Annotated in this window: 3 protein-coding genes and 5 pseudogenes; 2 read left to right on the forward strand and 6 right to left on the reverse strand. The window is 38.8% G+C overall.

Annotation, left to right across the window (positions count from 1 at the left end; genetic code table 11):
• Window positions 1-68: 68 nt before the first annotated feature.
• Window positions 69-152 (forward strand): annotated as a pseudogene (locus QLG09_RS22095) (DUF933 domain-containing protein); the annotation flags it as partial.
• 19 nt (window positions 153-171) lie between these two features.
• Here QLG09_RS22095 and QLG09_RS22100 read toward each other — a convergent pair.
• The 5 genes and pseudogenes from QLG09_RS22100 to QLG09_RS22120 all read right to left on the reverse strand — a co-directional run.
• Window positions 172-465 (reverse strand): annotated as a pseudogene (locus QLG09_RS22100) (YciI family protein).
• Between the two features lie 213 nt (window positions 466-678).
• Window positions 679-1,044 (reverse strand): hypothetical protein, encoded by a 366-nt coding sequence (locus QLG09_RS22105; RefSeq protein WP_049023180.1) that lies wholly within the window; start codon window positions 1,042-1,044, stop codon window positions 679-681.
• A gap of 276 nt (window positions 1,045-1,320) precedes the next feature.
• Window positions 1,321-1,743: pseudogene (locus QLG09_RS22110) on the reverse strand (DUF6386 family protein).
• A 160-nt stretch (window positions 1,744-1,903) separates the two neighbouring features.
• A complete protein-coding gene (locus QLG09_RS22115) occupies window positions 1,904-2,374 on the reverse strand; it encodes an Imm26 family immunity protein (RefSeq protein ID WP_049023181.1) in 471 nt (156 codons plus the stop codon).
• Window positions 2,375-2,746: 372 nt separating this feature from the next.
• Window positions 2,747-3,225, reverse strand: a pseudogene (locus QLG09_RS22120) (RHS repeat-associated core domain-containing protein); the annotation flags it as partial.
• Between the two features lie 114 nt (window positions 3,226-3,339).
• Here QLG09_RS22120 and QLG09_RS22125 point away from each other — a divergent pair.
• Window positions 3,340-3,420, forward strand: a pseudogene (locus QLG09_RS22125) (hypothetical protein); the annotation flags it as partial.
• Window positions 3,421-3,941: 521 nt separating this feature from the next.
• Here the strand turns inward: QLG09_RS22125 and QLG09_RS22130 are convergent.
• On the reverse strand, window positions 3,942-4,688 hold the full coding sequence (locus tag QLG09_RS22130; protein WP_047744796.1) for a macro domain-containing protein: 747 nt from the start codon (window positions 4,686-4,688) through the stop codon (window positions 3,942-3,944).
• Window positions 4,689-5,179 lie beyond the last annotated feature (491 nt).

A 5,179-nucleotide genomic window follows, 5' to 3' on the forward strand; every position in this document is an offset into this window, starting at 1 on the left:
CACGGTGAAGTTCGTCGCGGCTAAAATCTGAGACCGACAGCTTATTGAGAGCAGGATGAACAAGGCGCGAAGAAGCAGGCAAGATGCGTGCGGAAGGGAAAGATTACATTGTTAAAGATGGCGATGTGATGAACTTCTTGTTTAACGTTTGATTTATTTTTTATTGCAGGGTCAAAATACATTTTCCAGGAGTTCTGTTTTCATGCTGGGTTCAAAAGGAATGGGATCAGCAGTCGCAAGCTTTAACCTCTGAAAAGGATCTTCGCGCAAGCGCTCTTCAAGAGAGGCAAGACTCTCACACTTAGCGAGAATGACACCATCGTTTCTTGGGATCCGTCTACCGGACGTCAGGAAAATTCCTTCTGCGTATCCCTTTTTAAGCTACTCAACATGAGCAGGTATCGCTGCGTCAATCTCTTCGAGTGGTTTTATAAAGGTCAAAATAACTATGTAAACCGTGCTCATCCTTTGCCTTTCCGTTAGGTTTTTCTCTAAGTAATAATTAAGTCGTTCGTTGGACCTACAGAAACAGTTCCTCTTATGCCATAAGATCACGTTATAATTTTTAGCGGAAACTTTAATCTTAAAAGGGATCACTATGAGATATTATTTTACGCTTCACCATAATAATTCCATAACATACGATACAAACTGGTAAGCTCTTTATTTTTAAGCTTTTTATTTCACTTGATCACTAAAAATAAAGTTTTCTTCTGCCAGTTTATTTTTTTCCTTGTATTCCTTTTCCCACTCGAAGTATCCGTCAGGTTCATTTGGAGAAACTCCTGTTGTCCAATATTGATCACCATAAGCAATTAACATTGCCCAATGATATTCATTTTCATGACTGCGCAAAGCAATAGACATGTAATCATTTTCCGTAAAACGAACAAGTGGAGAGGCTAATACTATTCGTTCAGCCTCACTCTCTGTTTTATTCGCATATTTAACAATAATCGCTTTAATTAACTCAACCCAACTATAGTAATTAAAAACAACACTTTCATTTGAATCATTAAATTGGATACCATTGATAATATTCATTGCCCTTTACACCTTTGTTTTACTTTGTAACGATCAAACACGGTTGCAGCTTTATTTAAGAAAATAGCAAGCTGTGAACCTATGGGCTTAGCCTTTCCTCCTTTTTTTACAGCACCAGGGTTTGCTAACATTGGCATCATAACTATGTGCAAGTGTATTGGCTCTACCCTGAGTTACAAATTTAGCCCATTCATTATCAGCAGACTCAAATACTTTTATATTTAGTTTATTCAGTTCTCAATTCTGCCCATTTAATAGCCGGTGATTTATCAGTATTTAGAGATAAATACCCTCTTCTAATGCATTTTCAGTAAACGCTGCTTTTGTAAAGGAAAAGAGAACATCCGCACCTTGTTTTGTATATTTAACTTCATAATTACCAGGTTCTAAAGTAATAAACTCATCTGACATAGCTTCGGAGTCATCAGGATCAAGGGCGCCGCCCGTAACATTCTCCCCCGCCCCGATGAAAACTTTCCCAGAAGATACGCTTAAGAATTATGCAACTGTATACTTACCAACATCGTATCTAATATTGACATTATAGGTTCCGTCACCACCAAGATTGGAGATCACATATTGCATTTTTATTTCTTCATCTTTTGGTTGACTGCACCAATCTTCATCCTCATTAATTCTATGCTTTAATAGCATCAAATCATAAATAACTAATACGGCAGTATCGGTTTCTATAGTTATAAATTATCAAGTAATAAATGAAGGGATTAGGTTAAAAATAGGTATAAGCCCACCTGGCACTCAAAAATCTTACAATATGTTTTTTTATAAGCTAATCATCATAACATGCTGCGGTAAAAATAAAAGACCGAAAAACACAAACTACTCACCGACCTGCATATTAGTTAATTATACTTTCTATAGATTTTACAACGCTTTTATAGAATTGAATCGACTCTTCACCGATTAGTATATTCTCAATCGGCGAGTTTACTGCCACGCCATGATGATCATATATTTTATTTCTAACAGGGTTTTTAAAATAATGTTGAGGTAAGACATCCACTTCGCGCATGTCGATAGTTTTAAACGTTACGAAATAACCGTTTTTCCAACATGAATTATCAGTAATAATTGGCGACAGCAGCAAATTATCTTTTGCCAATACAGCATCTTCTTGAAGCGAAGATGTAAAATAGTTATATATATATATAACTATGGCATTCTTGAACGGGCCGACATCTATTTTACCCAAAGAGACCATGCCATAGCCTAACCGACCATCATTTAACTGAAAGTAAAAAACATCGCCTTCTTTAGGCCATTTTTTTTGATTTTCTTTTGCTGGCACTATAGTAAGTCTATCGGCCATTTTCCATTAACCCTATTATTTAAGCCAATTTCCGCCACACATAATAGCATCCGAGTATAACTTTCTTGTCGGACTTATGCTATTGATAGAATTTTAAAAGTGGGGATTATTGTGAATAATTTCTGGTTCTCTGATCCACGCATGACCGCAATTTAACAGTTCTTCAGTAATTCTAACTATTTTGTCGAACATTTCACCAAGTCACCAAGCTGTACAGCACGGATATCTACATCCTTAGTGATCCCTACATAGATAGGTCTGACATCTTTATATCTTAAATACACATGGGTATTATTTCTACTTTTTTCTTTTAATCCACTCAGCAAAAGACATGTTTCTCATTGATCGTTTAGGGCATCAGTTTTTGCAAACGGTTAAACCAACAGGATCCACCCACCCCAGCGCATTCGGCGCATACGGGTAAAGGTTTATCGCCCCACCAGCCCTATCGGCCCCTGCTGCGTAAACCGCCCGCTGTCCGGATCGTAATACCGGAACAGATTGTATGCAGCCCGGTCTCACAATCCAGGTATTGCCCCTGCATACGCAGATCCTGGGAATAACATGATATCTGCGTCTCGCCTTTTCGCAGCAACTTGCACCAGGCGTTGTCTACCCCTCTCCAGCGCACCTGCCCTTCACTATCCATCATTCGCTCCGGCATGCCGTTAGGATGGCAGTAGAACCAGGAAATCTCAGGTCAGCAACGCCATCAATACGCGCCAGCGGATCGTAGCTCTCCTGATCGCTGTAGACATAGGTCAACGGCACATTCCCCGCACTTCCTGCAGCAGGCGGACCCCCTCTCAAGCAAACCGGGTGGTGATGGGCTTACCGGTTAGCTTTACGCCAGCGAATACCATTCAGCTGTGTCAGCCAATCTTACTCGCTACGGATGGTCAGCAGCCCTGCGTAAGGCTGGTCTCACGGTGGAGTACGTCGCGAGTATACTAACCGCTAATCGAGAGCAAGGTGCAAAAGAAGCAGACGAGGTTCGTGCGGAAGGGAAAGACTACATCGTTAAAGATGGCATCGTGTTAACCTATTGTTTAAATTGTAAATTTAACAAGTTAACTATCTTATGCCCTCTTGCGCATAGAGAACTTAAGGTATTTTTAGGCCGATCCTGAAAAGCACGCTGTTTTCCATAAACATAAGCATCGTTAAAATATTTATTCGCTTCCTCGAATAATTCCACTCGTAACGGACCGTACCGAGGTCGATCAATGGCGCAGTGCCTATATTCGTTCGACGTGTGCGTAATGTGGTCTCTCCCCATTTCTTCGCCTTATCATACTCCGCGAGATCGAAGTAAGGGCTGTACAAGCATACAAATATCCAGTTGGCAAGTTCCAATGCACCCTTCAGCTAAGATAGCGCTTTCTGGACTTGTTGTTATTGCTCAAAGCCTCGATGTAGTTCTTGTTATCGTGTAACTCGTTTCCTTTTCAATAGTATTTATTATAGATATTTGCATACTAAAGTCCTTGCCTATGTCAATAATGCATTTATTTTAGAGCGGCAAATAAGCCTTACTAAAAAAACCGTATCTAAATTTAACTTAAAATTATAAAGTCAATACAGTACAATCAATCATCTTATAACAAATATTTTTTAATATTAATGACTCTATAATACTCCAATCACCACCACCAAGGCCAGCTCCTATTCTTGGCATTTGTACTGAAAGACGATTCACCAACGCAAAGTCAGACAATTTTGCGAGACAAACATCTAAGAATTCATAGCATACATATTGATTATCATCATTGTTATTTTTCTTGATCCCATCCTGTGCAAACATATTAGCAACAAATATCCTTTTTTGATCATCAACCATAACAAAATCTACCGTACCTAATTCTGGAACGCCGTTATCTTTAAAATTGTTGTGATAGTTTTCCTTCGAAGCAGGATATTTTTTCGAAAGAGACAAAACAAATCCCTTTCCCCATTTGCCTTTGTTATTTACAATGTGAGCAATGATTGTGGATTTGTTCAAACACTTTACAGCATCTCCGGATAAATACTTTATTCGGTTTTTTTCTTTAAATGAATCGAGTGAATCCATCCAGACACTTTCAAATTCTTCATTTGAAATCTCTTCAGAGTCACTTAAGTCTAAGTCGCTTTTCTTACCATCATAAAGCAGGAAACCTACTTGTTCGTTTTTATCTAACAAAGAGGAAGAAGCATAATACTCACCATCAACAATATTTATTTGACGTGTCGCGACATCTCCTATAAATTCACTAAGAATGCACCCTTGCCCAGAGATAAAATCAACGTTTCCTTTAAAATATTTTTTCTCCAACTACAATCCCTCCCTCTTTTAACAATTCTTTTAGAATCATCAAAATCTTTTATATACAAGATCAAAAGTGTATTTTCTCGTGATTCAATTACCATCTAAGCCAATAGCAGCTATTTCGGCAAAATGGCTTATTCCTTTTAATTTTCTTGCATTACCATATCTATCAACTTCTAATTGGCCTAGTAACATTTTCACAATTGCATCAATCTCTTTGAAGTGTTAGTCCGCCAATCATTTCAGGTATGATATTAATGAAGTATTGTCCATCCTCGAAGCGGACAAGTATATCTCCTGTTGAAGGTCTTATTACACCACTCTTCGTGATATCTTTCATCTCTTCTTCGGCTGTATCATGAATCAATGTGTAAGAAGTCAACCCCACCCAATCGCATTCGGCGCCTACGGGTAAAGGTTTATCCTCCCACTAGCCCTATGTGTCCTGCTGCGTAAACCGCCCGCAGTCCGGGTCGTAATACCGGAACAGATTGTAG

Origin of the sequence: Enterobacter sp. V89_11, from assembly GCF_029967775.1 — a bacterium.
Taxonomy (GTDB): domain Bacteria; phylum Pseudomonadota; class Gammaproteobacteria; order Enterobacterales; family Enterobacteriaceae; genus Enterobacter; species Enterobacter ludwigii.